Source organism: Amycolatopsis coloradensis, assembly GCF_001953865.1.
In the GTDB taxonomy this organism is placed as follows: Bacteria; Actinomycetota; Actinomycetes; order Mycobacteriales; family Pseudonocardiaceae; genus Amycolatopsis; species Amycolatopsis coloradensis.
Genome location: NZ_MQUQ01000003.1, coordinates 684014 through 709335 on the forward strand (window position 1 = coordinate 684014; position 25322 = coordinate 709335).

At 68.5% G+C, this 25322-nt stretch carries 18 protein-coding genes; 7 read left to right on the top strand and 11 right to left on the bottom strand.

Annotated features, from left to right (window positions below):
• Positions 1 to 30 precede the first annotated feature (30 nt).
• Genes BS329_RS06910 through BS329_RS06920 form a run of 3 tightly spaced genes read left to right on the top strand, consistent with a single transcriptional unit; the run spans position 31 to position 3784 of the window.
• Positions 31 to 1815, top strand: a complete 1785-nt coding sequence (locus BS329_RS06910; RefSeq protein WP_076156683.1) for a sensor histidine kinase — start codon at positions 31 to 33, stop codon at positions 1813 to 1815.
• Entirely contained in the window at positions 1812 to 2462 is a 651-nt protein-coding gene (locus BS329_RS06915) for a response regulator (RefSeq protein WP_076156686.1), read from the top strand. Before BS329_RS06910 ends, BS329_RS06915 begins: the two co-directional genes overlap by 4 nt.
• A gap of 14 nt (positions 2463 to 2476) precedes the next feature.
• Positions 2477 to 3784, top strand: a complete 1308-nt coding sequence (locus tag BS329_RS06920) for an amidohydrolase family protein (RefSeq protein WP_076156688.1) — start codon at positions 2477 to 2479, stop codon at positions 3782 to 3784.
• Positions 3785 to 4425: 641 nt separating this feature from the next.
• Here the strand turns inward: BS329_RS06920 and BS329_RS06925 are convergent.
• From BS329_RS06925 to BS329_RS06960, 8 genes are all read right to left on the bottom strand, one after another.
• A complete protein-coding gene (locus tag BS329_RS06925; protein WP_076156690.1) occupies positions 4426 to 5112 on the bottom strand; it encodes an SDR family oxidoreductase in 687 nt (228 codons plus the stop codon).
• Positions 5113 to 5126: 14 nt separating this feature from the next.
• Positions 5127 to 6851: an arabinofuranosyltransferase AftB family protein gene (locus BS329_RS06930; RefSeq protein ID WP_076156693.1), complete on the bottom strand. Its 1725-nt coding sequence runs from the start codon at positions 6849 to 6851 to the stop codon at positions 5127 to 5129.
• 53 nt (positions 6852 to 6904) lie between these two features.
• Positions 6905 to 7522: a class I SAM-dependent DNA methyltransferase gene (locus BS329_RS06935; protein ID WP_076156695.1), complete on the bottom strand. Its 618-nt coding sequence runs from the start codon at positions 7520 to 7522 to the stop codon at positions 6905 to 6907.
• Positions 7523 to 7554: 32 nt separating this feature from the next.
• Complete coding sequence (locus BS329_RS06940; RefSeq protein ID WP_244197046.1) at positions 7555 to 9183, bottom strand: DUF7850 domain-containing protein; 1629 nt, start codon at positions 9181 to 9183, stop codon at positions 7555 to 7557.
• Positions 9184 to 9316: 133 nt separating this feature from the next.
• On the bottom strand, positions 9317 to 11413 hold the full coding sequence (locus BS329_RS06945; protein WP_076156698.1) for a PhoX family protein: 2097 nt from the start codon (positions 11411 to 11413) through the stop codon (positions 9317 to 9319).
• 179 nt (positions 11414 to 11592) lie between these two features.
• Positions 11593 to 13641 carry a PhoX family protein gene (locus BS329_RS06950; protein ID WP_076156701.1) on the bottom strand — a complete coding sequence of 683 codons (2049 nt, stop codon included), beginning with the start codon at positions 13639 to 13641 and terminating at the stop codon, positions 11593 to 11595.
• Positions 13642 to 13737: 96 nt separating this feature from the next.
• Positions 13738 to 14955, bottom strand: a complete 1218-nt coding sequence (locus BS329_RS06955) for an MFS transporter (RefSeq protein WP_076156703.1) — start codon at positions 14953 to 14955, stop codon at positions 13738 to 13740.
• Positions 14945 to 15403: a MarR family winged helix-turn-helix transcriptional regulator gene (locus BS329_RS06960; RefSeq protein ID WP_076156706.1), complete on the bottom strand. Its 459-nt coding sequence runs from the start codon at positions 15401 to 15403 to the stop codon at positions 14945 to 14947. Before BS329_RS06960 ends, BS329_RS06955 begins: the two co-directional genes overlap by 11 nt.
• 77 nt (positions 15404 to 15480) lie before the next feature.
• Between BS329_RS06960 and BS329_RS06965 the strand changes: the two genes are divergently transcribed.
• Positions 15481 to 16125 (top strand): HAD family hydrolase, encoded by a 645-nt coding sequence (locus BS329_RS06965; RefSeq protein WP_076156708.1) that lies wholly within the window; start codon positions 15481 to 15483, stop codon positions 16123 to 16125.
• Between the two features lie 187 nt (positions 16126 to 16312).
• Here the strand turns inward: BS329_RS06965 and BS329_RS06970 are convergent, their stop codons facing one another.
• Positions 16313 to 17395, bottom strand: a complete 1083-nt coding sequence (locus BS329_RS06970; protein ID WP_076156711.1) for an inositol-3-phosphate synthase — start codon at positions 17393 to 17395, stop codon at positions 16313 to 16315.
• A 63-nt stretch (positions 17396 to 17458) separates the two neighbouring features.
• Complete coding sequence (locus tag BS329_RS06975) at positions 17459 to 18004, bottom strand: PadR family transcriptional regulator (RefSeq protein ID WP_005168208.1); 546 nt, start codon at positions 18002 to 18004, stop codon at positions 17459 to 17461.
• 248 nt (positions 18005 to 18252) lie between these two features.
• Here BS329_RS06975 and BS329_RS06980 point away from each other — a divergent pair, with 248 nt between their 5' ends.
• From BS329_RS06980 to BS329_RS06990, 3 genes are all read left to right on the top strand, one after another.
• Positions 18253 to 18666 carry a DUF5318 domain-containing protein gene (locus BS329_RS06980; protein ID WP_076156714.1) on the top strand — a complete coding sequence of 138 codons (414 nt, stop codon included), beginning with the start codon at positions 18253 to 18255 and terminating at the stop codon, positions 18664 to 18666.
• 487 nt (positions 18667 to 19153) lie between these two features.
• Positions 19154 to 21562 carry a transglycosylase domain-containing protein gene (locus tag BS329_RS06985; protein ID WP_084749450.1) on the top strand — a complete coding sequence of 803 codons (2409 nt, stop codon included), beginning with the start codon at positions 19154 to 19156 and terminating at the stop codon, positions 21560 to 21562.
• Positions 21563 to 21722: 160 nt separating this feature from the next.
• Positions 21723 to 24248 (top strand): transglycosylase domain-containing protein, encoded by a 2526-nt coding sequence (locus BS329_RS06990; RefSeq protein WP_076156719.1) that lies wholly within the window; start codon positions 21723 to 21725, stop codon positions 24246 to 24248.
• Here the strand turns inward: BS329_RS06990 and BS329_RS06995 are convergent, their stop codons facing one another.
• The gene (locus BS329_RS06995) at positions 24249 to 25283 is read right to left on the bottom strand and encodes a Gfo/Idh/MocA family oxidoreductase (protein WP_076156722.1); all 1035 of its coding nucleotides are present in this window, start codon (positions 25281 to 25283) and stop codon (positions 24249 to 24251) included.
• Positions 25284 to 25322 lie beyond the last annotated feature (39 nt).

The window sequence follows — 25322 nt, forward strand, 5'->3', positions numbered from 1 at the left end:
GGACGACGGTGGATCCTCTACCGTCACGGTGTGACAGTAGGTCCATCCCAGAACAAGTTCTACGCACGCGCGGGCTCGCTCGCGCGCCGCCTCGGCATGCCCACCGTCGTACTGCTGGCCGCGCTCGCCTTCGACCTGTTCTTCGTGACCGACGCCGCGCTCGACGACACGGGCCCTCGCGGCATCGACCTGCTGCTGTTCCCCGGCATCTTCGGGATGGTGTTCTGCGCGCTCTGGGCACAGAAACGGGCCGCCGTGGCCGCCGTCGCGGCTTCGGTCGTGCTGGTGGCCTACACGCTGGTCGTCCGGTACTTCACCATCCCGACCTACTCGAGCGTGCTCGCCCACCTGTCCATCACCGAGGTGGTGGCGGGGGTGGAGATCCTTTTCTACGCGGCGCGCCGGACGCGTCCCGGCGTCGCGGCCGCCGTGATCTCCGGCCTGGTGCTGGCCACCCTGACCGCGGTTTCCGGCCGGTACACCTACAACTACTACAGCGGCGGCTCCGGCGGCACCATGGCGCAGGCGCTGCTGTTCGGCGGCATCCTGCTGGGCGGCACGCTGGTCTTCGCGATTCCGGGGCGCGACCGCACGGCGAATCCGAAAAGCTACGAGAAGCTGCAGAAACTCAACAAGCTGGTGATGGGCCAGTGGCCGCTCATCGGCATGCTGGGCATCGCGCTGATCTTGGAATTCGGCTTCACCTACGCCAGCGGGGCGCACGGCTTGCCCATCCTGGTCTGCTCGATCGCCGCCGCGATCATCGCGGTCGCCGCGCCACGGCGACCGGCCGACGCGATCATCGCGCTCGCCGCCGCCATGGTGCTTTCCACGCTGGTCACCCCGTTCCTCCGGCTCGGCTACGACTACCCGCTGCCCGGCGGCGTGCCGGGGACACAGATCGTCGCGGGGATGGGTGTGGTCGTCGCGCTGGTCCGCGCGGTCGGGCCCGCCAAGGCCATGCCACGGCTCGCGGTGCTGTCCGGAGTCGTCGCGGTTTCCTCGATCCTCAACACCAAACGGCCGACTTCCAGGCTGATGACGGACCCCGACGACATCGCCGGGTACGCGGTCATGGCATTACTGCTGCTCGGCATCGCGGTGGCGGTCGGCGCGGCGCTGCGCTCGCGGGATTCGGAACGCACTCAGGTCATCCAATCGGCGATCAGCGACGCGCAGACGTCGGAGCGGATGGCACTCGCGCGCGAACTGCACGACGTCGTCGCGCATCACGTCACCGGGATCGTCGTGCAGGCGCAGGCGGCGAAACTGATGGGCGAGAAGAACCCGCGGGTCGCGGTCGAGGCGATGGGCCGGATCGAGGACGCCGGGGTGGAGGCGCTCGCGGCGATGCGGCGGCTCGTGCGGAGCATGCGCGGCGACGCCCCGGCCGGGAGCAGCGAGTTCAGCGAGCAGGCCACCACCGACCTCGCCGCCGACCTGCGGGCGCTGATCGAACGGTCGAACCACGGCGTGAAGACGTCGATGAGGCTCGAACTGCCGCCGAACGTGCCGCACGAGGTCGGGCGGTCGGCGTTGCGGCTGGTGCAGGAGTCGCTGACGAACGTCGGCAAGCACGCGTCCGGCGCGAAGGAGACGCTGGTCATCGCCGAGGTGTCCGGAACGGAACTACACCTCCAGGTGACCGACGACGGACGCGAGCAGGAGCACCGTCCGGCCGGTGGGTCGGGCGGCTACGGTCTGATCGGGATGCGCGAACGTGTCGCCCTGCTGAACGGCAGGCTTTCCGCCGGGCGGGCGCCGGGCGGCGGATGGCGCGTCGAAGCGTGGCTACCACTTGAAGGAGAAGAGTGATCCGGGTATTGATCGCCGACGACCAGGACATGGTGCGGATCGGCTTCCGGATGATCCTGGACAGCCACGACGACATCGAAGTGGTCGCCGACGTGGCGGACGGCGTCTCGGCGGTGGCGAAGGCACGCGAACTGCGCCCGGACGTCTGCCTGCTGGACATCCGCATGCCCGGGATCGACGGGCTGGAGGTCACCAAGCAGCTGGCCGGACCGGACGTCGCCGATCCGCTGAAGGTGGTGGTGGTCACGACCTTCGACCTCGACGAGTACGTGCACACCGCGCTGCGGAACGGTGCGAGCGGGTTTCTGCTGAAGGACGCCGGGCCCGCGCTGCTGATCGAGGCGGTGCGCGCGGCCGCACGCGGGGACGCGCTGGTCTCACCGCAGATCACCGTCCGGCTGCTGAAGCATTTCGACGGCGGGACCGTGAAACGCGACGTCGTCCCGCCTTCGGAGCCGCTGACCGCGCGGGAGCTGGACGTGGTCAAGGCGGCCGCGAAGGGATTGACGAACACCGAGATCGGGGCCGAGCTGTTCCTGTCGCTGTCGACGGTGAAGACGCATCTGGCGTCGGTGCAGGGCAAGGTGGGTGCGCGGAACCGGGTGGAGATCGCGGCCTGGGCGTGGCGGAGCGGCGTAGTGGACTGACTTAAGCTCCTTTCATGCAACGCCGTTTCCACGCTCCTGTCGTTCTCCCCGCCGACCCCGCCTGCTCGTTGCTGCGTGACGCCGTGGTCGACGTGGACGAGGCGGGGCGTGTCGCCCATGTCGGTCCCCTGTCCGGGGCTCCCGAAACGTCCGCTCCCGTGACTCGGTTGAGCGGTCTCCTCCTGCCCGGGCTGGTGAACGCGCACGCGCACAGCCCGATGACGCTGCTGCGCGGGATGGGCGGCGATCTGCCGCTGCTGCGGTGGCTGACCGAGATCATCTGGCCGACCGAGGCGAAGCTGAAGCCCGCCGACATCCGCGCCGGCATGCTGCTGGGCTCGGTCGAGATGCTGCGGCACGGTGTCACGACCAGCGCGGAGATGTACTTCGAAAGCGAACAGCTCGCCGACGCGGTGCTCGCCACCGGCGGCCGGGTGATCCTGGGCCCGCCGATCATGGAACTGCCGGGGATGGACTGGCGCGCGATGCTGAAGGGCATCGAACGCTGGATCGACACCGACGGTCTCCGGTTCGGCCCCGGCGAGCGGATCGAGGTCGGCTACGGGCCGCATTCGGCGTACATGCTGAACGTCGAAGCGCTGCGCGCGACCGCGGAATCGGCGGCCGAACGCGGTGCGCTGGTGCAGATCCACGTGGCTGAGGCGGCGCTCGAAGACGTCAAGCAACGCGAAGAGCACGGCTCGGTGCCCGCACTGCTGGAGAAGGTCGGGATGCTGCGGGGCCGGACGCTGGCCGCGCACGCCGTCCACCTGTCCGACGAGGACATCGCCCTGTTCGCCACGCGCGGCGTCGGGATGGCGCACTGCCCGGGCTCGAACGCGAAGCTCGCTTCGGGCATTGCGCGGGTGACAGACCTTCGGAAGGCAGGCGTCGCCGTCGGGCTGGGCACGGACGGCCCGGCGTCGAACGACGACATCGACCTGTGGGAGGAGCTGCAGCTCTCGGCGATGTTCGCACGGCTGGCGACCGGCGAATCAACCGTGCTGACCGCCGCCGACGCCTTCCTGCTCGGCACCCGCGGCGGCGCGGACGCGCTGGGCCGGACCGACATCGGCGCGCTGGAAACCGGCCGGTGGGCAGACATGGTGCACGTCGACCTCGACGACCCGGCCTTCGCGGCGGGCGTCGACGTCCCGGACGAGCAGCTGCTCTCGAACCTCGTATGGGCCGCGGGCTCGCGCCGGGTGCGCGACGTGTGGGTGGCGGGCGAGCAGGTCGTCGGCGACGGCGAATCCCTGCGCGTGGACCGCGCGAAGGCGCAGGCGGAAGTCGCCGAAACCTCAGCACGGCTGCGCTCTTAACTCACCTACGCAGCCCCCCACCCATCCCAGGGGGCGGCCCCAGGGCCAGTCTATCGGGGGTTTGAGGCCGGGACCGGGGAAAGTGCTGGTCGGGGTGGAGTTGTCCACAACGGGGTGGGGCTGTGGACAACTGGGGCTGGAGTTGGTGGCGCGAAAGTGGCGTTGGGGACAGGCGGGGCGGGGAATCCGCCGCGGAGTGAGCTGGAGTACTGAAGGCCACCGTTGAGACGTTGAACGTCTCAACGGTGGCCTTCAGGACATGCGGGCGCGGCCGAATGTCGAGGTTGGGACGCTCAGGGGCACCAATGTGGCATTGGGTGCGTTGAGTGCCCCTGATGTGGCATTCGGTGCACAAGGCTGAGCGGCTGGCATCCCATGAGCGCGAGAGCGAACGGAGCCAATGTGGCATTGGGTGCGTTGAGTGCTCCCGATGAGGCATTCGGTGCACGAAGCCTGAGCGACTGGCACCCCACGAGAGCGAGAGCGAACGGAGCCAATGTGGCATTGGGTGCGTTGAGTGCCCCCGATGAGGCATTCGGTGCACAAGGCCTGAGCGACTGACACCCCACGAGAGCGAGAGCGAACGCCGAGGTTGGGACGCTCAGCGTCACCCATGTGGCAGCGGGGGCAGAAAAGGCGAGCTAGACCAGGCCTCGTGGGCGGAGAGTCACGTCCGTAGGGTGGGCGTCGGCGGTCGCGGAGACGGCGGCGAGGACGGCGGCCGCGACGGATTCGGGGCGTAGGAAGCGGTCCGGCTCGTATGAGCGGCCTTCGTCGGCGATGATCGCCTGCTGCATCTCGGTGTCGGTACGGCCAGGGTAGATCGACGTCACCCGCAGTGTGGTTTCTTCGTCCCGCAACGCGTCGGCGAAGGCGCGGACAGCGAATTTGCTCGCCGCGTAGGGACCCCAGCCCGGACGCGCGTTGTGCCCGGCACCCGAGTTGATCACGACGACGTGGCCCTTCGCGGCACGCAGCGCGGGCAGCAGCTGACGGGTGAGCGTGACGATCGCGAGCACGTTGACCTCGAAGTTCGCCCGCCAGTCGGCGTCGGTGGCGGTTTCGACCGTGCCGAGCCGCGCGACGCCCGCCGAGTGCACCAGCACGTCCAGTTCGCCGAATTCGGCGGTCGCCGCTTCCAGTGCTTCGGCGTCGGTCAACTCGACCGGCCACGCCCGGGCGCCGGGCAGCGTGGCGACGAGTGCGCCGAGCGCGTCGGCGTCGCGGCCGCCGAGCAGCAGCCGGTGCGTGGGAGCGAGTGCGCGGGCGACCGCGGCGCCGATGCCACGAGTGGCGCCGGTGACGAGAGCGAGGGGAAGATCAGCCATGCCGTCCACGCTAGTCACCCGCAGGCGACCGGCACCGACGCCACCCGCGGGAACCGCACGGAACCCCTGGTGAACGACCCGATGAGGTTGTCCGCGAACCGTCCCGCCGTCAGCGGGTCCCGCACCGAGGCGTCGATCGCGACGATCTCCGGGCAGCTGAGCGCCAGCCGCGCGGCGGCGACGTCCTCGGCGCGGACCGGGCCGCCCTCGGCGATCGGGAGTCGCGCCGCATTCGCCAGCTCCCAGACCGGCGGCAGCCATTTCTGGTGCCCGGCACGGCCGTTGGGGAGCGACGTCGAATGCGCGGCGAACGGATTGGCGAGACCGTAACCGTCACGCAGCCGCGTTTCGAGCGGGATCAGCAGGCCGAGGGCACCCATGCTGTCCGCGGCGACGGTCACGTACGGCCGGTCCGTCGGGTACGCGTACCACCGCCGGGTCGAGTAGTCCTGGATCAGCACCGCGGGCTCTTCGACGGCGCGGATGGCGTCCAGCGTCGCGGGCATCGACGGATGGTCGGCGTAGTCCTCGGCCAGGACCGGATGTTCGTGCCCGGTCGAGCGAGACCAGAACGCCCGCTCGTCGGTGACGCCGACGGCACGCGGCGCGGCGGAGTACGGCGGCCGCAGCGATCCGGCGGCCACGATCGCCCAGACGCCGACGACCAGGAGGAGGACCGTCGTCGCTCTGGTCAACGGCAGGGCCAGCACGGGCAGCAGCAGGCAGAACAGCGCCGGGAGCAGCATGCGCCCGTGCATGAAATCCCCGCCCACCCGGATCGCGTACAGCGACAGCAGCACCGCGCCGACGATCGGGACCGCGGTGAGCACCAGGAAAGTTTTGTCCACAGTGGACGCGAAGACGGTGGTCGCGACCGCGAGAACCAGTAACGGGAGCCACAGCCAGTACGGCTGAACGAGATCGACCAGGTACGCCAAGCCGCGAGCCCAGTTCGCCTCCGACGCCTCCTTGACCAACGCGGTGTTCGGCGTCAGCAGGCCGTAGTAACCCATCCGGAACACCTGATACGCCAACGGAAGCGCGGCCGCCACGGCCAACAGGCCCAGCGCGCCACGACGTCCCGGGCGCACAAGCACAAGCAACGCCACCAACGCGACACCGCTGAAAAGCGCGAGATCCGGCCGCACCAACGGCCCCAGCCCGGCGACCAGTGCAACCGGCCAGGTACGCGGTCCGTCCACCGTGGACGTACGGCGGACGAGCAGCCACCAGGTTCCGCCCAGCCACAAGGTGATCAGGCCGGTCTCCAGACCGGACGTCGCGAAGTCGCGGAACGGCGGCAGCGCGCAGACCATCAGTGCCCCGGCGGGCGCGAGGCCGTGGAACGCCAGTGGCTGGTAGAGCCGACGGGCGCCGTCCAGGCCGAAGAACAGCCCGGCGACCGAGAAGACCAGTCCGGTGACCACGGAGATCCACTCGAGCGGCACTCCCGGTATCAGGCCGAGAACGCTCAGTATCGCTGTCCACAAGGGACTGGTGTTGGTCTCGACCCGCTCGCCGATGTTGAACACCGGACCGTTGCCCGCGAGGATCTGGCGGACCGTCCGCAACACGATCAGCCCGTCGTCGCTCATCCAGCGGCGGCGCCAGCCGAGGTCGGCGTAAACCACCAGGACCAGGCCGAACCCGGACCACGTCCAGGTCGAGGGCCGCCGGAACCAGGCGCGCGAAGGCCAGGCGGGCGTGTTCTCACCCGTGGTCGTACTCGTTTGTGCCATGATCCCGCCTGACTCGGTTGCGTGCACTGGAGGTCAGGTCCGTGACCCGCGAGTCAAACCGTCTTGGCGAGTAAGCACGATTGCGGTTGCTTCCTCCCTTCCATGGCCAGGCGGGCGGTGACCTCGAACCCCGCCTCGCCGAGCAGGCCGACGACCCTTTCGGGCCGCAGCAAGTAGGCGTCGTAGGAGACCGGGTGGCCGTACGCCCTCTCCGGGCTGAGGCGCTCGTCGCCGACGTGGAAACCGACCAGCAGACGCCCGCCGGGAACGAGCACGCGGCGAAACTCCGCGAACACCGCCGGAAGCTCCTCCGGCGGCAGATGGAAGATCGACCACCAGGCGACGAGACCGCCCAGTTCACCGTCCGGGAGGTCGAGCGCGGTCATCGATCCGACGACGAACCGCAGGTCAGGGTACTGACGGCGCGCGACGTCGATCATTTTCGGCGACAAGTCGACACCGGCGGCATCGAGCCCCAGCGCCGCCAGGTGGGCCGTGACGTGCCCCGGCCCGCAGCCGACGTCGGCGACCGGACCGCGTACCTGTTCGGCGAACGCGGCCAGCATCGCTCGCCCGACCGGGTCCTGGCGGAAGAGCTGTTCGACCAAGACCGCGTAGTCCTCGGCGACGGTGTCGTAGGACTCGCGGGTGGCATCGAGGTGAGTGGTCACGATGGGCGACGCTAGCGGCACCCACCGACAATTCAGGGCTCGATCAGTCCGGCGTCCCTGGTCAGATCTTCCGGCGCGCCCAGTTCGGTCACCGGAGTGCACCCGGTCGCCGGGTCCGCCGCCGAATCCGTGCCGTTGTATTGCGCGGCGCCGGACCTGGTCAGTTGCCGGGCGCCGACGTCGAAGCAGGCCTGGTAGGAGCCCCAGCGCAGGCCCTCGAAGGCGTACCGGCCGTCCGGCCCGCTCACGGTCGAGCCGACCTCCTTGCCGTCCGCGTTCTTCAAAGTCACCTTCACGTCCGGGACCCCGATCTCGTCCCGCGTCTGCAAACCGTCCTTGTCCTTGTCCAGCCAGACGAAATCGCCCAGTTCGCCCGTACGCTCGACGAGGCCCGCGGCGAGTGTCAGGTCCTGGCGTTTCCGGGGGCCGACCGTGGTGGTCGCGGTGCAGCCGGTCGCCGGATCGGCGTCGGAATCCTTCGCGTCGTCACCCACGTCTTTCGACGTGTAGCCGTAGGCCGGAAGTGCGCTGATGTCGAAGCAGACCTGGTAGATGCCGTCCTTCAGTTTGGCGAAGCGGTACTTGCCGCCCGCATCGGTGGTGACGGTGCCCAGCGCCTTGCCCGAGGCGTCCTTCAACGTCACCTTCACCCCGGCGACGCCCGGTTCACCGGCGTCCTGGGACCCGTTCCGATCGACGTCGTTCCAGGCGAACTCCCCGATCTCGTCGATCGCGGGCGGCGGGGTCACCTTGATGGTCGTGGTCGCGGTCTTCTTCGGCAGCGTGCCGCTGGAGACGGTCACGGTGCTGACGTGACCGTTGTCCGCCTCGGTGATGTTCTTGTGGTCGCAGGTGACGGTCGCGGACTTGCCACCGTCGAGACTCGCGATCGGGGCGGGCTTCACGTCGCAGTACGGGGCGACGACCTTGATGTCGGCCAGCGTCGTGGTGCCGTCGTTGGTCACGGTGAACCGGTAGTTCGCGGTGGTGCCCGCCTCGATGGTGGCCGTGGGGCCCCAGGCGCCGCTCGCCGGGTCCCGCACTTCCGCCATCGCCGCGAACGAGGCGACCTGGAGGTGGACGCAGTCCCACATGACCCAGTCGCGGTCGGTTGCGGCGAAGAACCTCACCGAGGTCGCCGACGCCGGAGCGGTCGACGGCGGGAATTCCTGCCGCGCCAATTTCCCGTCGGTCTCGACGGCGTGCGTGACCTTGAGCTTGTTCTCCAGTACGACCTTGTCCGACGCGTCGTAGAAGCGCAGTCCTGTTTCTTCGACGGCGTCCGCGCGCCGGAGGTTGCCGTCGATCGCGGCGGTCCAGCCGGTCAGCGTGTAGACGGCGCCGGGCACGGATTTCATCGCCGCGTAGGCGGTGCTGACCATCTTGTCGGGCGTCGCGATCAGGGCGTACTCGCCGCCGTCCCGCTGGTAGCCGCCGGCGGTGGACAGCCGGGGCTGTCCGCTCTTCGGCGTACCCGGCGGTACCGGGGCGGCCGGGTTGAACGAGTATCCGGCGGGTGGGCTGCCCTGCTCCACACTCGGGTTCGTCGCGACGCCACCGGTGCAGCCGGACGGAACGGCGGGTGACTGCGCCTGAGCGGGCGCGAAGCCCGGGATCAGTGCCAGCGTCCCTGCCGTCATCAAGACCAGTGCCCTTTTCACAGGGCCGAAGCTAGCCACCCGATGGACGTTCCGTAATCGCTGAACCGTGTCGACGATCGCCCCGATCAGGCAGAACCGAGAGTGATCGCCGGTGCCGCCGCCGTCTTCCCACGGCGGCGGCACCCCGCCTTCCCTACTTGACGCCGATGCGGCCGACCTGGCCCCAGCGGCCCTTCTTCCACACCGACACGATCGACGGCCGCGGCTGCGAAGTGCCGCCGTCGGGCCAGTGCGACGTCGGGCTGCCCGAGTTGGGCGCGTCCTCACCCGGGTGCTGCACGGCGACGAGCACCAGGTGGTCGGTCACCACCGGACCGCAGCATTCCGCGCCGACCGGGACCGACAGGAACTGCTTGACGTGCCCGCGTTCCGGACCCTCGACCGGCACCGAGAACAGGCCGTCGTGAGAGCCGAGGGCGTTGCCGTCGGTGGAGATCCACAGGTTGCCGTGCCGGTCGAACGCGACGTTGTCCGGGCACGAGATCGGGCTGACCTGCTCCTTCGGGAAACCGCCGAAGTAGGTGTCCGCCGTCTTCGGGTCACCGCAGACCAGCAGGAGCCGCCAGGAGAACTTCGTCGACGCGGCGTCGCCGCCGTTCTCGTCCCACTCCAGGACGTGCCCGTTGCGGTTGTTCGGCCGCGGGTTCGCCTCGTCGACGTTCGCCTTGCCTGCCGGGCCACGCTGGCTGTTGTTGGTCAGCGCCGCGTAGATCCGGCCGTTGACCGGGTTCGGCTCGATGTCCTCCGGCCGGTCCATCTTGGTCGGCTGGACCTTGTCCGCGGCGTCCCGGGTGAACACGTAGACCTCTTCGGCGGTGAAACCGTCCACAAAGGACTTGTTGCCGGCGGCCAGCGGGATCCACTCGCCGACGCCGTCGAACTCGCCGTCCTTGGGGAGCTTGCCGGTGCCGTCGATCTCGCCCGGGCTGTCGCCGGTGAAGCGGGCGACGTACAGGGTGCCGTCGTCGAGCAGCGCCGAGTTGTGGCGGCGCGCGTGCGCGCTCTTGCCCGGCTTGTACTTGCCCTTGGAGACGAACTTGTAGATGTATTCGAAGCGCTCGTCGTCACCGGAGTAGACGGCGACGCGGCCGTCCTTGGTGATCTTGATGTTCGCGGCCTCGTGCTTGAACCGGCCGAGCGCGGTGTGCTTGATCGGCGTCGAGTTCGGGTCGTTCGGGTCGATCTCGACGACCCAGCCGAAACGGTTGGCCTCGTTGGGCTCCTGCGCGAGGTCCCAGCGCTTGTCGAACCGCTCCCACTTACGGGTGCTGGCGGCGCCGGAGAAGCCGTACCTCTTCAGGCGCGCGGCCGCGACCGGGTCGGTGACGCTCGCCGCGTTGGCGAAGTACTGGTTGACGTTCTCCTCGCCGGAAAGCACGGTGCCCCAAGGGGTCACGCCGCCGGCGCAGTTGTTCTGCGTGCCGAAGACCTTGCGGCCGGTCGGGTCCGCGGAGGTCTTGAGGTACTTCGAACCGGCGGCCGGGCCGCGCACCTCGAAGGCGGTGTTCAGCGTGATGCGGCGGTTGAACGGGCTCGGCACCGTGCGCAGCGCGCCGCCGATCGGGTCGCGGAAGGCCTGGACGACCGAAAGGCCGTGCGCGGCCCACGCGATCTTGACCTGCTCCTCGGTCGGGTTGGCCGGGTCGTACTGGTCGGCCGGGAACATGTGGACCTCGGTGGTGTACTCGTGGTTCACCACCAGCAGGTTGCGGATGCCCAGCGGATCCTGCGGGATCAGGCCGACGAAGTCGCAGTTGTAGCCGAACTGCTTGGCCTGCGCGGCAGCGGTCTGCTTGGCGAAGTCGAACTTCGGCGCGCCGAATTCGACGGCGTCGCCCCAGCGGATGACGACACGCTGGTCGTAGCCCTCGGGGATGGTGATCGCGTCGAGCGTGTTCGGCGGCACGGCTTCGAAGTCGGTGCCGGGCACCGGGCGACCGGGACGGCCCGGCTTGCCGTGGCCCGCGGCCGCGACGTCGGCCGGTTCGGCGGCGGCGGTGCCGGAGAGGGCGGCGAAGCCACCGGCGGCGGCGGCCATCACCGCGCCGGCCTTCAGCGCGCCACGACGGGACAGCATGTTCTTGACGACGTCGCCGAAGTACTCGTTGTCCGAGGTGTTGGGCTCGGGGTGGGCACACGCGTTGCCGCAGCGGTACTCACAGGTGACCGCGGAGCGGCCGCCGGGATGGGAGGTGATCAACGGCAGGAGCCGCTGAGGCTCGAAGGACACAGGGCCTCCATGTTCGCGGTGGGTTCACGTAGTCCAGTCGGGGGAACGAGGTGACGTTAAGCGACCAAAACGATCCAGTCCTGGACGACAGATGAACAGCGCGCGAACGAGCGATGGCGCACTGCCGGGACCGGCCGCGCGCCATCGACGAAAAGTACTGCTAGGACGTTGCTTACCGACTAGGAACCGATGTCGGACAGGCCACGCCTGCCGGGTTTCCAGACGGCCACCACCGAGGGCCGAGGTTGGGTTTCCCCACCGTCGGGCCAATGGGAGGCCGGTTTGTCGGCATTCGCCCCGTCCACTTCACCCGGATGCTGGACACAGACCGTGACGATCTTCTCCTCGACGATCGGCCCGCAGGTCTCCGCACCCCGGGGCACGGTGAGGAACAGTTTCAGCTCCCCGCGGTTGCGGCCCTCCAGCGGCACCGAGTACAGGCCGTCGTTGATGCCCAGCGCGCCGGCCGAGTCGGTGGAGATCCAGAGGTTGCCGTGCTTGTCGAAGGCCACGTTGTCCGGGCTGGAGATCGGCGAGACCTGATCCTTGGGGAACCCGGCGAAGTAGGTGTCGGGCGAAGCCGGGTCACCGCACACCAGGAACAGCCGCCAGCTGAACGTCAGCGCGAGCGCGTCGCCCCGGCGCTCTTCGAATTCCAGCACCTGACCGTGCTTGTTGTTCAGCCGCGGGTTGGGCTCGGTGGCCCCTTCCTTGCCCGGTTTGCCGCGATCGACGTTGTTGCTCAGCGCGCAGTAGATCCGGCCGGTGCGCGGATGCGCCTGGATGTCCTCCGGGCGGTCCATCTTGGTGGCGCCCACCTTGTCCGCCGCCTCACGGGTGAACACGTAGACCTCTTCGGCGGTCATTCCGTCCACAAAGGACTTCCGGCCCGACGCCAGCGGGATCCACTCGCCGCTGCCGTCGAATTCACCGTCACCGGGGAGTTTCCCGGTGCCGTCGATCTCCGCGGCCGGGCTGTCGCCGGTGAACCGGCCGACGTAGAGCGTGCCGTCGTCGAGCAGGGTCATGTTGTGCCGCCGGGCATGTCCGCTGTCACCCGGCTTCACGCGGCCCTTGGAGATGAACTTGTAGATGTACTCGAACCGCTCGTCGTCCCCGGAGTAGGCGACCACGCGGCCGTCCTCGGCGATCCGGATGTTCGCCGTCTCGTGCTTGAACCGGCCAAGATGCGTGTGCTTGACCGGGGTGCTGTCCGGATCGTGCGGATCCAGTTCGATCACCCAGCCGAAGCGGTTGGCCTCGTTCGGCTCCCTGGCGATGTCCCAGCGCGCGCCGAACCGCTCCCACTTCCGGGTGGTCGCGGTGCCGTTGATGCCGTAGCGCGCGAGCCGCTTGCGCTTCACGGGATCGGTCACCGTGTCCGCGTTCCCGAAGTACTGGTTGATGTTCTCCTCGCCGGACAGGATCGTGCCCCACGGCGTGACGCCGCCGGCGCAGTTGTTCATCGTGCCCAGTACGACCGTGCCGGTGGGGTCGACGGCGGTCTTGAGCAAGTCGCTGCCCGCCGCCGGACCGGTCACCTTGAACGGGGTGTGCAGCGTGATCCGCCGGTTGTAGCGGGACATCTTCGGCCGCAGGTGCCCGGTGTTCCGTCCGCGGGACACCTGGACGACCGTCAGCCCGTGCGCCGCCCAGGCGATCTTGACCTGCTCCGCGGTCGGATTGTCCCGGTCGTAGCCGCGGAACATGAACTCTTCCGACGTGTACTCGTGGTTCGTCACCAGGAGCGAGGAAAGGCCCGAACGGTCGAGAGGGAGCAGGGCGGCGAAGTCGCAGTTGTAGCCGAACTGCTTCGCCTGCGCCGCGGCGGTCTGGTGGTCGAAGTCGAATTCCGGCGCGCCCGGCAGTACCGCGTCACCCCAGCGGATGACGATGCCCTGCTGATAGCCCTCGGGCACCACGACGGCGTCGAGCGTGTTCGGCCGGACCCGCTGGTAGTCGGTGCCGGGTGGTGGTTTCGGACGGCCCTCGGGGGCGGCGGTCGCGGTCGCGGGTGCGGCGAGCGCGAGCGGCGTCCCGGCGGCCAGCGCGACGACGGCGGTCGCCTTGAGCGCGCCGCGACGGCTCACCGCGCCGAGTACGTCGGCGAAGGTGGGGTTGTCCGAGGTGTTCGGCGCGTCGTGGAAGCACGCGTCGCCACAGCGGTAGGTACAGGTCACTGACGCCCGGCTTGGTGAGTGGCCGGCCAGCAACGGAAGGAACTTCACGCGGACCTCCGGTCAGGCAGTTCGGGAGGTCGACGCTAGACACCGGACCAGCGGGAGGAAACCCCCCGTTGGTCCGGCGTTCATCTCGTGTACGGATTACATCTCTTCGCCGACGAGGGCCGCCTCGGCCGGGATCGTGTGCGGATCGGCGGACTTCTCACGAAGCGTCAGCAGCGCGCCGGCGAGGACGCACAGGATCGCGGCGATCACGAACGGCGCCTGTTTGGCGCCGAACCACTCGGCGAGGTGACCGACGACGGTCGCGGCGACCGCGCCCCCGAGCCAGCGGCAGAAGTTGTATCCGGCGCTCGCGACCGGACGCGGGGCGTCGCTGATCGACATGGCCGTCCCGGTGAAGAGCGTGTTCAGCAGACCGGAGACCAGCCCCGACAGGATGATGCCGACGACCAGCACCGGCTTGCTCGGAATCGCCATGATCAGCAGCAGTACGGCGTAGCCGAAGACGGCGACCACGGTCGCGTGCCGCTCGCCGAGCTTCGCGGCGAGTCTCGGCGCCAGCACCACGCCCGCGACGGCGACCGAAAGGCCCCAGCCGCAGAAGATCAGGCCGACGGCGACGGCGCCCCACTCCAGCACGAACGGCGACCAGGCCAGCACCACGAAGAACGCGGCGGTGTAGAGCGCGGAGCCGATCGAGGTGCGCAGGAGACCGCCGTGCTTCAGCGCGCGGAACGGGTCGAGCAGGCGGACCTTCGGCCGCTTCGCCTTGGCATCACCGGTCAGGAAGATCGAGCACAGCACGAGACCGCACAGCATCAGCAGCGAAGTGCCGATGAACGGGCCACGCCACGAGATGCTGCCGAGCAGCGCGCCCAGCAGCGGGCCGACCGCGAGGCCGACCCCGAGCGCGGCTTCGTAGAGCAGGATCGCGCCCGCCTGGCCGCCGGTCGCGGCGCCGACGATGACCGAAAGCGCGGTCGCGATGAAGAAGGCGTTGCCGAGACCCCAGATCGCGCGCAGCCCGATGAGCTGCTCGATCGACCCGGACGCGGCACACAGCGCGGTGGCGACGACGACCAGCGTCAGCCCGGCGACCACGGTCCGCTTGGCCCCGAACCGGGCACTCATCGCGCCGGTCACCAGCATGGCGACCGCCTGGACGCCGAGATAGCTGGAGAACAGCAGGGTCACTTCGGACGGCGTCGCGTGCAGGCCCTCGGCGATCGACAGCAGGATCGGGTCGACCAGCCCGATCCCCATGAACGCGATGACCGCGGCGAACGCGGTGATCCATACCTGTTTGGGCTGTCCTTTGAGGGCATCCAACAGGCTCGAGTGGGACTCAGCGCTCATCGCGGATCAGTTCCTCCTTCTTGTCTTCGTGCAGCAACCTGGTGAGGGCGGGGAGCGCGGCTTCGATCGCGGCGCGGTCGGTCTCGTCCAGTTCGATGAGCCGCTCGCGGAGGAATTCCTCCCTGGCGACGATCAACCGGCGATGGAAGCGCTGCCCCACCTCGGTGACCTCGACGAGCACGGCCCGGCCGTCGGCGGGATCCGGACGGCGGCTGAGGAGGCCGAGCCGTTCGAGACGGCGGACGACGTCGGTCATCGTCGGCATCCGGACCCGCTCGAGGTCGGCGAGCGTGCTCATCCGGCGGGGACCGCCGTTCAGCAGCTCCGACAACACCGAGCCTTGGGTGAGGGTGAGCTGCACCTGCGGGGTCTCCCGGCGGACGAGGTAGTACAGCCGGAAGACCAGCGGGCGGAGCCGGCCGGCGAGGTCGGCGACTTTCGAGGTCACTTAGCCATGCTAACTAAAATTACTGAGCCTGGCTAAGTAATCTGCCGCACAGGTCTCCTCGGCCTAGGGTTGAGGGTGTGGAAGCGGTGATCTTCGATCTCGACGGTGTCCTGGTTGATTCGGAAAAGATGTGGGACGAGGTCCGGCGGGCGGTCGCCCACGAGTTCCACGGCACCTGGCGCGACGAGTCGACCAGGGCGATGCAGGGGATGAGCACCCCGGAATGGGCCGCCTACCTGGCGCACGACCTGGGCGTTCAGCTCCGCCCGGCGGATGTCGCGCAGGTGGTGATCGAGCGGATGGCGCGGCGGTACGCGGAGAAGCCGCCGATCATCCCCGGCGGGCCGGACGTCGTACGCGAGGTCGCGAAGCACTGGCCGGTGGCGATCGCGAGTTCGTCGCCGCCGCTGCTGATCAAGGCGTTCCTGGACATCACGCGGCTTCCGGTGCCGACGGCGGTGTCCTCGGAGCAGGTCGGCGCTGGAAAACCAGCGCCTGATGTGTACTTGCGGGCGGCCGAACTGCTGGGCGTGGAGCCGAAGAACTGCGCGGCCGTGGAGGACACGACGAACGGGCTGCGCGCGGCGCTGGCCGCGGGGATGACGGTGTACGCGGTGCCGAATCCGCACTTCCCGCCGGATCCTTCGGTGCTGGCGCAGACGACGGTGGTCTCGAAGATCACGGAGCTTCCGGCGGCTCTTCAGGCGCCGAAGGGAGACTAGCTCGGTCGAGACTTCGACTTTGTCAGGGCCCTGCTCTCAAGGTGGGGAACGCCTTCACAACCCTCCTCAGCCGTCTCAGGGCTGCCGCCTCTCGCTCGCTCGAAGTACATGAAGGCCCCCTTCCTTGCGCTAGGCGCAAGGAAGGGGGCCTTCAGGTACTTCGGCGGCCTTCACAGCTACGGGAGGCTTACGCCTCGCCGGCGATGAACTTCTCCACCTCGTCGCGCGCGGTGGCGTCGTCGTACTGCTCCGGCGGCGACTTCATGAAGTACGAAGAGGCCGAGAGGATCGGGCCGCCGATGCCGCGGTCCTTCGCGATCTTCGCGGCGCGCACGGCGTCGATGATGATGCCGGCCGAGTTCGGCGAGTCCCACACCTCGAGCTTGTACTCCAGGTTCAGCGGCACGTCGCCGAAGGCGCGGCCCTCGAGCCGGACGTAGGCCCACTTGCGGTCGTCGAGCCACTGCACGTAGTCCGACGGTCCGATGTGGACGTTGCCCTTGCCGAGCTCGCGGTCGACCTGCGAAGTGACCGACTGGGTCTTCGAGATCTTCTTCGACTCGAGCCGCTCCAGCTCCTTCATGTTCAGGAAGTCCATGTTCCCGCCCACGTTGAGCTGCATGGTCCGGTCGAGCTGGACACCGCGGTCCTCGAACAGCTTCGCCAGCACGCGGTGCGTGATGGTGGCGCCGACCTGGGACTTGATGTCGTCACCGACGATCGGGACGCCCGCCGCGCGGAACTTCTCCGCCCACTCGGGGTCGGAGGCGATGAACACCGGCAGCGCGTTGACGAACGCCACGCGAGCGTCGATGCACGCCTGCGCGTAGAACTTGTCGGCCTCTTCGGAGCCCACCGGGAGGTAGGAGACGAGCACGTCGACCTCGGCCTCGCGCAGTGCGGCGACGACGTCGACCGGGGACTCGTCCGACTCCTCGATGGTCTCGCGGTAGAAGCGGCCGAGCCCGTCGTAGGTGTGACCGCGCTGCACGGTGACGCCCAGCGGCGGCACGTCGGCGATCTTGATGGTGTTGTTCTCGCTGGCGAAGATCGCCTCGGACAGATCGCGGCTGACCTTCTTGGCGTCCACGTCGAACGCGGCGACGAACTCGATGTCGCGGACGTGGTACTCGCCGAACTCGACGTGCATCAAACCGGGCACGCGGGTGCTGGGATCTGCGTCACTGTAGTACTGAACGCCCTGGACCAACGAGGCCGCACAGTTGCCGACGCCCACGATGGCCACCCGAACGCGGCGGTTCTCGCCCATGCCGGTTTCTCCTTCAATTCGTCCAACAGTTGTAGGTAGTGCCCAGCGGGCACGGAGAGCGCCTCAGGTCTCCGGTCCACGCTGCTCGGCCTGTTCGTGCGCGATCAGCTCGTTGAGCCAGCGCACCTCCCGCTCGCTGGACTCCAGCCCGAGCCGGTGCAGCTCGCGGGTGTAGCGGTCGATCTTCTCCTCGGCCCGCGCCATTGCCGTCCGAAGTCCTTCTCGGCGTTCCTCGACCCGGCGACGACGGCCTTCCAGGATTCGCATCCTGACGTCGGCCGGTGTCCTCGAGAAGAACGCCAGGTGGACGCCGAAGCCTTCGTCGTCCCATGTCTGCGGGCCCGCGTCGCCGAGCAGTTCGGCGAACCGTTCCTTGCCCTCGGCGGTGAGCTTGTACACCCGCTTGCCGCGGCGTGCCCAAGCCCGGTCTTCCACCTCTTCGAGCTCCTCGACGAGGTAACCGGCGCGGAGCAGCCGACGCAGGGTCGGGTACAGCGAACCGTACGAGAACGTCCGGAACATCCCGAGCGTCTCATGCAAACGTTTGCGCAGCACGTAACCATGCATGGGGGTCTCGTGCAGCAGGCCCAAGATCGCGAGCTCGAGCACACCGCACCCCCTTCCGGGAACAAACCGCGACCGATCACGTTGGCCACCGAGACCGGCTCGGTCAACCTACCGGCCCACTATATCGCGCCGATACATCTGAGTGGTGTAGCTAACCCCGATCGTGTTACCGGAGAACCGGACGAAATTCACCGGAGAGTTATCGAATTTTCGGCGTGTCCGACTGTGCACGCACCGTTCCGCCGAGAACGGGACGTGGACCACACAGCAAGAGCCCGTACTCTGTTGGCGTGCGAAACCAGCGGCAGGTCGTGGACTACGCCTTACAGCGGCGCGCGCTGCTCAAGGGCGTCCACTCCGGACGGGTCGGCACATACGACGTCTGCGACGCGGGTCCGTACCTCCTGCGGGCCGCGAAATTCCACGGACGACCTGGTGAGCAGGACTGCCCGGTCTGTCACCGGGAGGAACTGACCCTGGTGTCCTGGGTCTACGGCGACGAACTCAAGCACGTCGCCGGATCCGCCAAGACGCCGGACGAACTGGTGCGGATGGACGGGCTCTTCGCGGAGTTCACCGTCTACGAGGTCGAGGTCTGCCGGAGCTGTCACTGGAACCACCTGGTGCGGTCCTACGTCCTCGGAACGGGAGACCCTGGAACCACCAGGCCACGGACCCGGTCACAAAGGACAGCGGGTCAGTGACAGGTATCGAAATCGCAGTTGACCACAGAGCGGCGTCCCCCGAAGCGCCGGTCTGGGAGGCCCATTCGTGAACGACGACCGCAACCGCTCCTGGCCGGGTCAGGAGCCTGATGCACCTCGCCGTGCCCAATGGCCGGGCGAAGCCGACGATCCCGGCTGGCCGGGCGAGGAACCCCCGCGCCGCCCCCAGCGCCGGACACCCCCGAACGGCGCTCCCCGCTCGGCCGCCCCACGCTCGGCGGGCCCCCAGTGGCCCGACGGTGACGGTGGCGGTCCGGAGTGGCCGTCCGACGACGAACCCCGCCGTCCCGCGCCGCCGCGCCGTCCCAACGGCGTGCCCCCGCGCAGGCAGGGGCCCCCGCCGCCCGGTGGCCGCCCCGTCGGTGCCGGTACCCAGCGTTCCCAGCAGGGCGCCGTCGGGCACCGCCCGCCGCCGCCCGCGTCCGGCAACCGGCGTCCTCCCGCGGCCACCGCTCAGGCGACCGCGCTGGTCCGCCCGGTCGAACCGGATCCGTACGAGCGCGAGCCGGACCTCATCACGCATCACGCGCACAACGGCACCGAAGACCCGTACGGCTACGACCCGTACGACGATCGCTATGACGATCGTCACGAAAGCGCGGCGCTCGGAGCCGAGGGCGACGACCAGTACGACGAAGAGCCCGCCGACGACGAAGACGGTGACAAGAAAAAGGTCCTCACCCCGAAGCAGCGCAAGAAGCGGCGCTGGCGCATCGTCCGCCGGGTGCTCTACGCGATGTTCGGCCTGTTCGTCGTGGTGCCGGCGATCGCGTTCGTCGTCACCTACTTCCTGGTGGACGTCCCGTCGCAGGAAAGCATCGCGAACCAGCAGAGCCAGCCGATCACGCTGATGTACGCCGACGGCAGCCCGATGGGCAAGATCGCGCCCGCCAGCGGCGGCAGCCGGTACCTGCTGAAGCCGGGCGATGTCCCGGACGCGGTCAAGAAGGCCGTGTACGCGGCCGAGGACTCGTCGTTCGAAACCAACTCCGGGTTCGACGTCGGCGGCATTCTGCGCGCGGTCTACAACAACGTCACCGGCGGCCAGGGCGGCGGTTCGACGATCTCCCAGCAGTACATCAAGAAGGCCACGGCCAACGAGGCTCCGACGCTCACCCGTAAATGGACCGAGCTGGCCAAATCCTTCAAGATGAACAACCAGATGTCCAAAGAGGAGATCATCACCGCCTACCTCAACACCATCTACTTCGGCCGCGGCGCGAACGGCATCGAAGCGGCCGCGCAGGCCTACTTCAAGAAGCCAGCCAAGGAGCTCGGCGCGTCCGAGGCCGCCTTGCTCGCCGGCCTGATCCAGGGCCCGAGCAAGTCCGAGAACGACGCGTACGCGCAGAGGCGCTGGAACTTCGTGATGGACCAGATGGTGGCGAACAAGTGGCTGGACCCGGGTCAGCGCGCCACCGCCGAGTTCCCGAAGCCGATCCCGAAGGCGCAGGCGAAGGCCGACGACGCCGGGACGCTGAGCCTGCACATCCGGAACCGGGTGATCGACGAACTCGAAGCCCGCGGCTACGACCAGGACCGGCTGCACCAAGGCGGTTTCAAGGTCACCACGACGATCGACCCCAAGGCGCAGAAGATGGCCGAGGAGTCCGTCGCCGAGGGGATGAAGGGCCAGACCGACGAGAGCATCCTGAACGCGCTGGTCGCGGTCGATCCCAAAACGGGTGGCGTGGTCGCCTACTGGGGCGGCCCGGACTGGACGAAGAACGATCAGGGCCAGGACGTCCAGGCCCATGACTGGGCGAACGTCCCGCACAACCCGGGCTCCGCGTTCAAGGCCTTCGACCTCGCCGCGTTCCTCAAGATGGGCAAGGGCCTCGGCGAGACCTTCGACGGTTCCAACAACCGGAAGTTCGAGGTCGGAAACGGCACTTACCGCACGATCCGGAACGCCGGCGAGAGTTCCAACTGCGGCTCCCAGTGCACGGTCGCCGAGGCGATGAAGGTCTCCGCGAACACCGTGTTCTACGACATGGTGATCAACAAGACCAAGGTCGACCCGGTGGCGAAGGCCGCGAAGGAAGCCGGTGTGAAGACCGAGGACGAGGGCGGCAAGTCGGTTCTCTACCCCGACCTCAACATCGCGCTCGGCGGTGGCCGCACGGTGACCACGGCGGAGGACATGGCGGCCGGGTTCGCCACGTTCGCCGGTGAAGGCGTCCGGCAGAAGCAGCACTTCGTCGCCAAGCTGACCAACTCCCAGGACGAGGTCGACTTCGACGAGACGACCCCCAAGGGCACTCCCGCCTTCAGTGACGACGCCGACAAGAGCAAGCAGATCGCCGGCAACGTCACGGACGCGCTCGAAGAGGTCATCCCGTACTCGAAACTGAAGTGCCCCAAGGGTCAGGAATGCGCGGGCAAGACCGGGACGCAGCAGTACGACTTCAAGGACAGCGACCCGGCGAACTTCCGCGACCGCAACGCGCAGACCTGGATGGTGGGCTACACGCCGAGCATCTCGACGTCGGTGTGGGTCGGTGGCGACGGCAACAAGCCGCTGCACGACAAGAGCGGCAAGCCGATCTACGGCCGGACCATCGCGGGCCCGATCTGGGAAGACTTCATGTCCCGGTATCTGACCGGCAAGCCTTCGGAGAAGTTCGACAGCGTCAAGCCGATCGGCAAGGACGCGCGCTACGTGCCGCCGGCGACGACGGTCCAGAAGCCGCCGGAGACGACGACGCCGCCGCCCGAGACACCGTCGACCACGCCGACACCGACGACTCCCACCGAGCCGACCAAGCCGACGGAAACCGGTGGCTGGCCGACGAAACCGACCATGCCCACGAAGCCGACCAGGCCGGGGCCGGGTACTTCGGATCCGTTGTTCCCGAACGCCGAAGATCCGTGATGAACGGGCGAAGCGACTGAAGAAGGTGTGCTGGGCAGTGGCCCGGCACACCTTCTTTCGTCACACCGGTGAACCTGAACCGATCCGATACGTCTTAACTAGAAGGAGACCTGCGACCGCAGGACCGCGCTCACCCACGAAAGGTTCGGAGGACGTCAAAGTGAACGACGATCCCCACGGCGGATGGCCAGGTCAGGACCCTGACCCCGCCCGTCGTCCGCAACGCCCGGCCGGACCACCCCGCCGTCCCGCCGGGGGACCGCCGCCGGGCCACGGTCAGCGACCGCCCGGCCCTCAGGGCCCGGGTCAGGCGCCGTGGCAGCGGCAGGGCGCGCCTCAGCAACCACCTCAGCAGCCACCGCAGCGTCCACAGCGACCGCGGGTCGCTCCGCAGCACGAGCCGGACCTCATCACGCATCACGAGCACAACGGCACCGAGCACCGGTACGAAGAGCCTTACGAAGACGACCAGTACGTCCAGGAGCCCGGCGAGGACGGGAAACCGATCCTCACCCCGGCGCAGCGCAAGAAGCGCCGGTGGAGACGGATCCGGCGAGTGCTGCTCGCGCTGTTCTGCCTCTTCTTCGTGCTCCCGGCGATCGCGTTCGTGATCACCTACTTCGCCGTCGACGTCCCGTCGCCGCAGGCCGTCGCGGCCACGCAGGGCCAGGCGGTGACCTACTACTACGCCGACAACACCGAGATGGGCAAGGACGTGCCCAAGGGTGGCAACCGGCAGATCCTGACGCCGGAGCAGATCCCGGACATCGTCAAGAAGGCCGTCATCGCCACCGAGGACGCCTCCTTCGAGACGAACTCCGGCTTCGACATCGGTGGCATCCTGCGCGCGGTCTACAACCAGGTGACCGCGGGCAAGGGCGGTGGTTCGACCATCTCCCAGCAGTACATCAAGGTCGCCAGCGGGGACGACGAATCGTCGCTCACCCGTAAATGGACCGAACTCGCCAAATCCTTCAAGATGAACCAGACGTACGAGAAGAAGGACATCATCTCGGCGTACCTGAACATCATCTACTACGGCCGTGGCGCGTACGGGATCGAATCGGCCGCGCAGGCGTTCTTCGGCAAGCCCGCCGGCGAACTGAACGCGTCCGAGGCGGCGCTGCTCGCGGGTCTCATCCAGCAGCCGGGCCGCTCGGAGAACCCGAAGGTCGCGAACGAACGCTGGACCGTCGCGCTGAACCGCATGGTGGAGAACAAGTTCATCTCCGCCGCGGACCGCGCGAACCTGCAATTCCCGACGCCGATCCCGCAGACCGACAAGGAGCAGGCCGGGGTGGTCAATCCGTTCATCCGCGACAAGGTCAAGGACGAACTGGCCGCGAACGGCATCACCGGCGACATCTATTACACGGGCGGCTACAAGATCTACACGACCATCGACCCGAAGGCGCAGGCCGCGGCCGAGCAGGCGGTCGCCGACGGGATGAAGGGCCAGACCGACGAGAACCTGCTCAACGCGCTCGTCGCGATCGACCCCAAGACCGGCGGGGTGAAGGCGTACTACGGTGGCCCGTCCATCGTGAAGGGACCCGACGGCCAGGACCAAAAGGGCCGGGACTGGGCGAACACGCCGCAGAACCCCGGGTCGTCGATGAAGCCGTTCGACCTCACCGCGTACCTGCAGATGGGCAAGGGCGGCATCAACTCCACGTTCGACGGGTCCAACAACCGGCAGTTCGGGAAGCAGACGATCCGGAACGCCGGCCCCGGCAGCTCGTGTTCGGCGCAGTGCACGGTGTCCGAGGCGATGCAGCGGTCGGCGAACACGGTGTTCTACGACATGGTCGTGAACGTGACCAAGCCCGGGCCGGTGGCACAGGCCGCCAAGGACGCCGGGGTCGTGCCCGCTCCCGAAGGCGCCTCAGAACTGTACGCCGACAACAACATCGCGCTCGGCGGTGGAAAGACGGCGGTAAGCCCTGAGGACATGGCCGCCGCGTACGCGACCTTCGCGGCCGATGGCCAGCGGCGAACGAAGCACTTCGTCGCCAAGGTGACCAACTCGCAGGACGAGGCCGCGTACTCGGCTCCGGAAGAGGCGAAGCCCGCCTTCTCCGACAACTCCGACAAGAGCAAGCAGATCGCGGGCAACGTCACCGAGTCGCTCAAGGGTGTCATCCCGTTCTCGAAGCTCAAGTGCCCCAACAACCACGAGTGCGCGGGCAAGACCGGAACCCAGCAGCACACCTACCGGCAGGGCGAGCCCGCGTCGGCGAAGGACTCCAACTCGCAGACCTGGATGGTCGGCTACACGCCGTCGATCTCGACCGCGGTGTGGGTCGGCGGCGACGGCGACAAGGCGTTGAAGGGCAAGAACGGCAAGGCGATCTTCGGTTCGACGATCGCCGGGCCGATCTGGCAGAAGTTCCTCTCGCTGTACCTGAACGGGAAGCCGGGGGAGCGCTTCGACCAGGTCAAGATCATCGGCGGGGGCGACAACAACAGCAACGTTCCGTCGACGCAGACCCCGCCCGAAGAGAACGAGGACCCCGGTGGTGAGACCGGGACGCCGTCGACCGGCCCGTCGACCGGTCCGTCGTCCTCGCGGAACGAGGAGAACCCGCCGTCCAGTTCGCGGAATCCCCCGTCGTCCAGTGAGAACAACGGCGAAGAAGGCGGCGGCGGTCCCGGCCGCGGTGGCGGACGAGGCGACGACGGCTAGCTAGAGGGTGACGACGCGCCGTTCGGCACCGGAAAGGTGAGCGGCTTCGATGACCCGGAGCGCCTCGACGGCTGAGGCGGGATCGACCGGGAACTCGCCTTCGCCGAGCAGCGCGTCGCGCACCTGCGCGTAGAAGTCCTCGTAGCGCCCGACCTCGGTGGGCACGACCTCGACGTCGTCGTTCACGCCGAGCCGTCCGGCGTCCGACGGCGGTTCCACCGCCCAGCCGGGATCGCCGGGCCGCAGCCCGTCCTTGATCTGCGGCTCCTGGACGTCGAGGCCGTACTTGGTGAACGTCGCCTTGTCGCCGAGTACGCGGAACCGCGGGTTCCGGGTCCCCGCGAGCGCGGACGCCCACAGGTGCGAGCGCACGCCGTTGGTGTGGTGGAGCGCGACGAAGACGTCGTCGTCGACCGACACCCCGGCACGGCGTTTGTCGACCTCCGCGTAGACCTCGGCGACCGGGCCGAACAGCTGGAGCGCCTGGTCGACGATGTGCGCGCCGAGGTCGTAGAGCAGTCCGCCCGCCTCGGCGGGGTCGCCGAATTCGCGCCAGTTGTCCCGCGGCTCCGGGACCCAGCGGTCGTAGCGCGACTCGAAGCGGAAGACGTCGCCGAGACGGCCCGCGTCGATGAGTTTGCGGACGGTCAGGAAGTCCGAGTCGAACCTGCGGTTCTGGAACACCGTCAGCCCGACGCCTTTGGCCTTCGCGGCCTCGACGACCTTCGCCGCTTCGGCCGCCGTCGGCGCGAAGGGCTTGTCGACAACGACGGGCAGCCCGGCTTCGATCGCCCGAAGCGCGAGCGGGACGTGCGTGCGGTTCGGCGTGCTGACCACGACCAGATCGAGTTCGTCCGCCTTCGCGAACAACGCGTCCGCGTCCGGCAGCACGTCGGCGGCCGGATAGTCGGCGCCTGCCTGCCCGACCCGGCCGGGGTTCGAGGTGACGATGGCGGCCGGGGTCAGCCCCGGCGTCGCGCTGATCAGCGGGGCGTGGAAGACGCGCGCGCCGATGCCGTATCCGAAGATCCCCACTCGCAAGTCAGCCATGACTTCATTAAACAACAGTGTTGC

What these genes read in the sequence shown, in the direction of transcription:
- BS329_RS06920 (WP_076156688.1), top strand. Translation starts at nt 2,477, where the DNA reads ATGCAACGCCGTTTCCACGCTCCTGTCGTTCTCCCCGCCGACCCCGCC.
- BS329_RS06925 (WP_076156690.1), bottom strand. Translation starts at nt 5,112, where the DNA reads ATGGCTGATCTTCCCCTCGCTCTCGTCACCGGCGCCACTCGTGGCATC.
- BS329_RS06930 (WP_076156693.1), bottom strand. Translation starts at nt 6,851, where the DNA reads ATGGCACAAACGAGTACGACCACGGGTGAGAACACGCCCGCCTGGCCT.
- BS329_RS06955 (WP_076156703.1), bottom strand. Translation starts at nt 14,955, where the DNA reads ATGAGCGCTGAGTCCCACTCGAGCCTGTTGGATGCCCTCAAAGGACAG.
- BS329_RS06970 (WP_076156711.1), bottom strand. Translation starts at nt 17,395, where the DNA reads ATGGGCGAGAACCGCCGCGTTCGGGTGGCCATCGTGGGCGTCGGCAAC.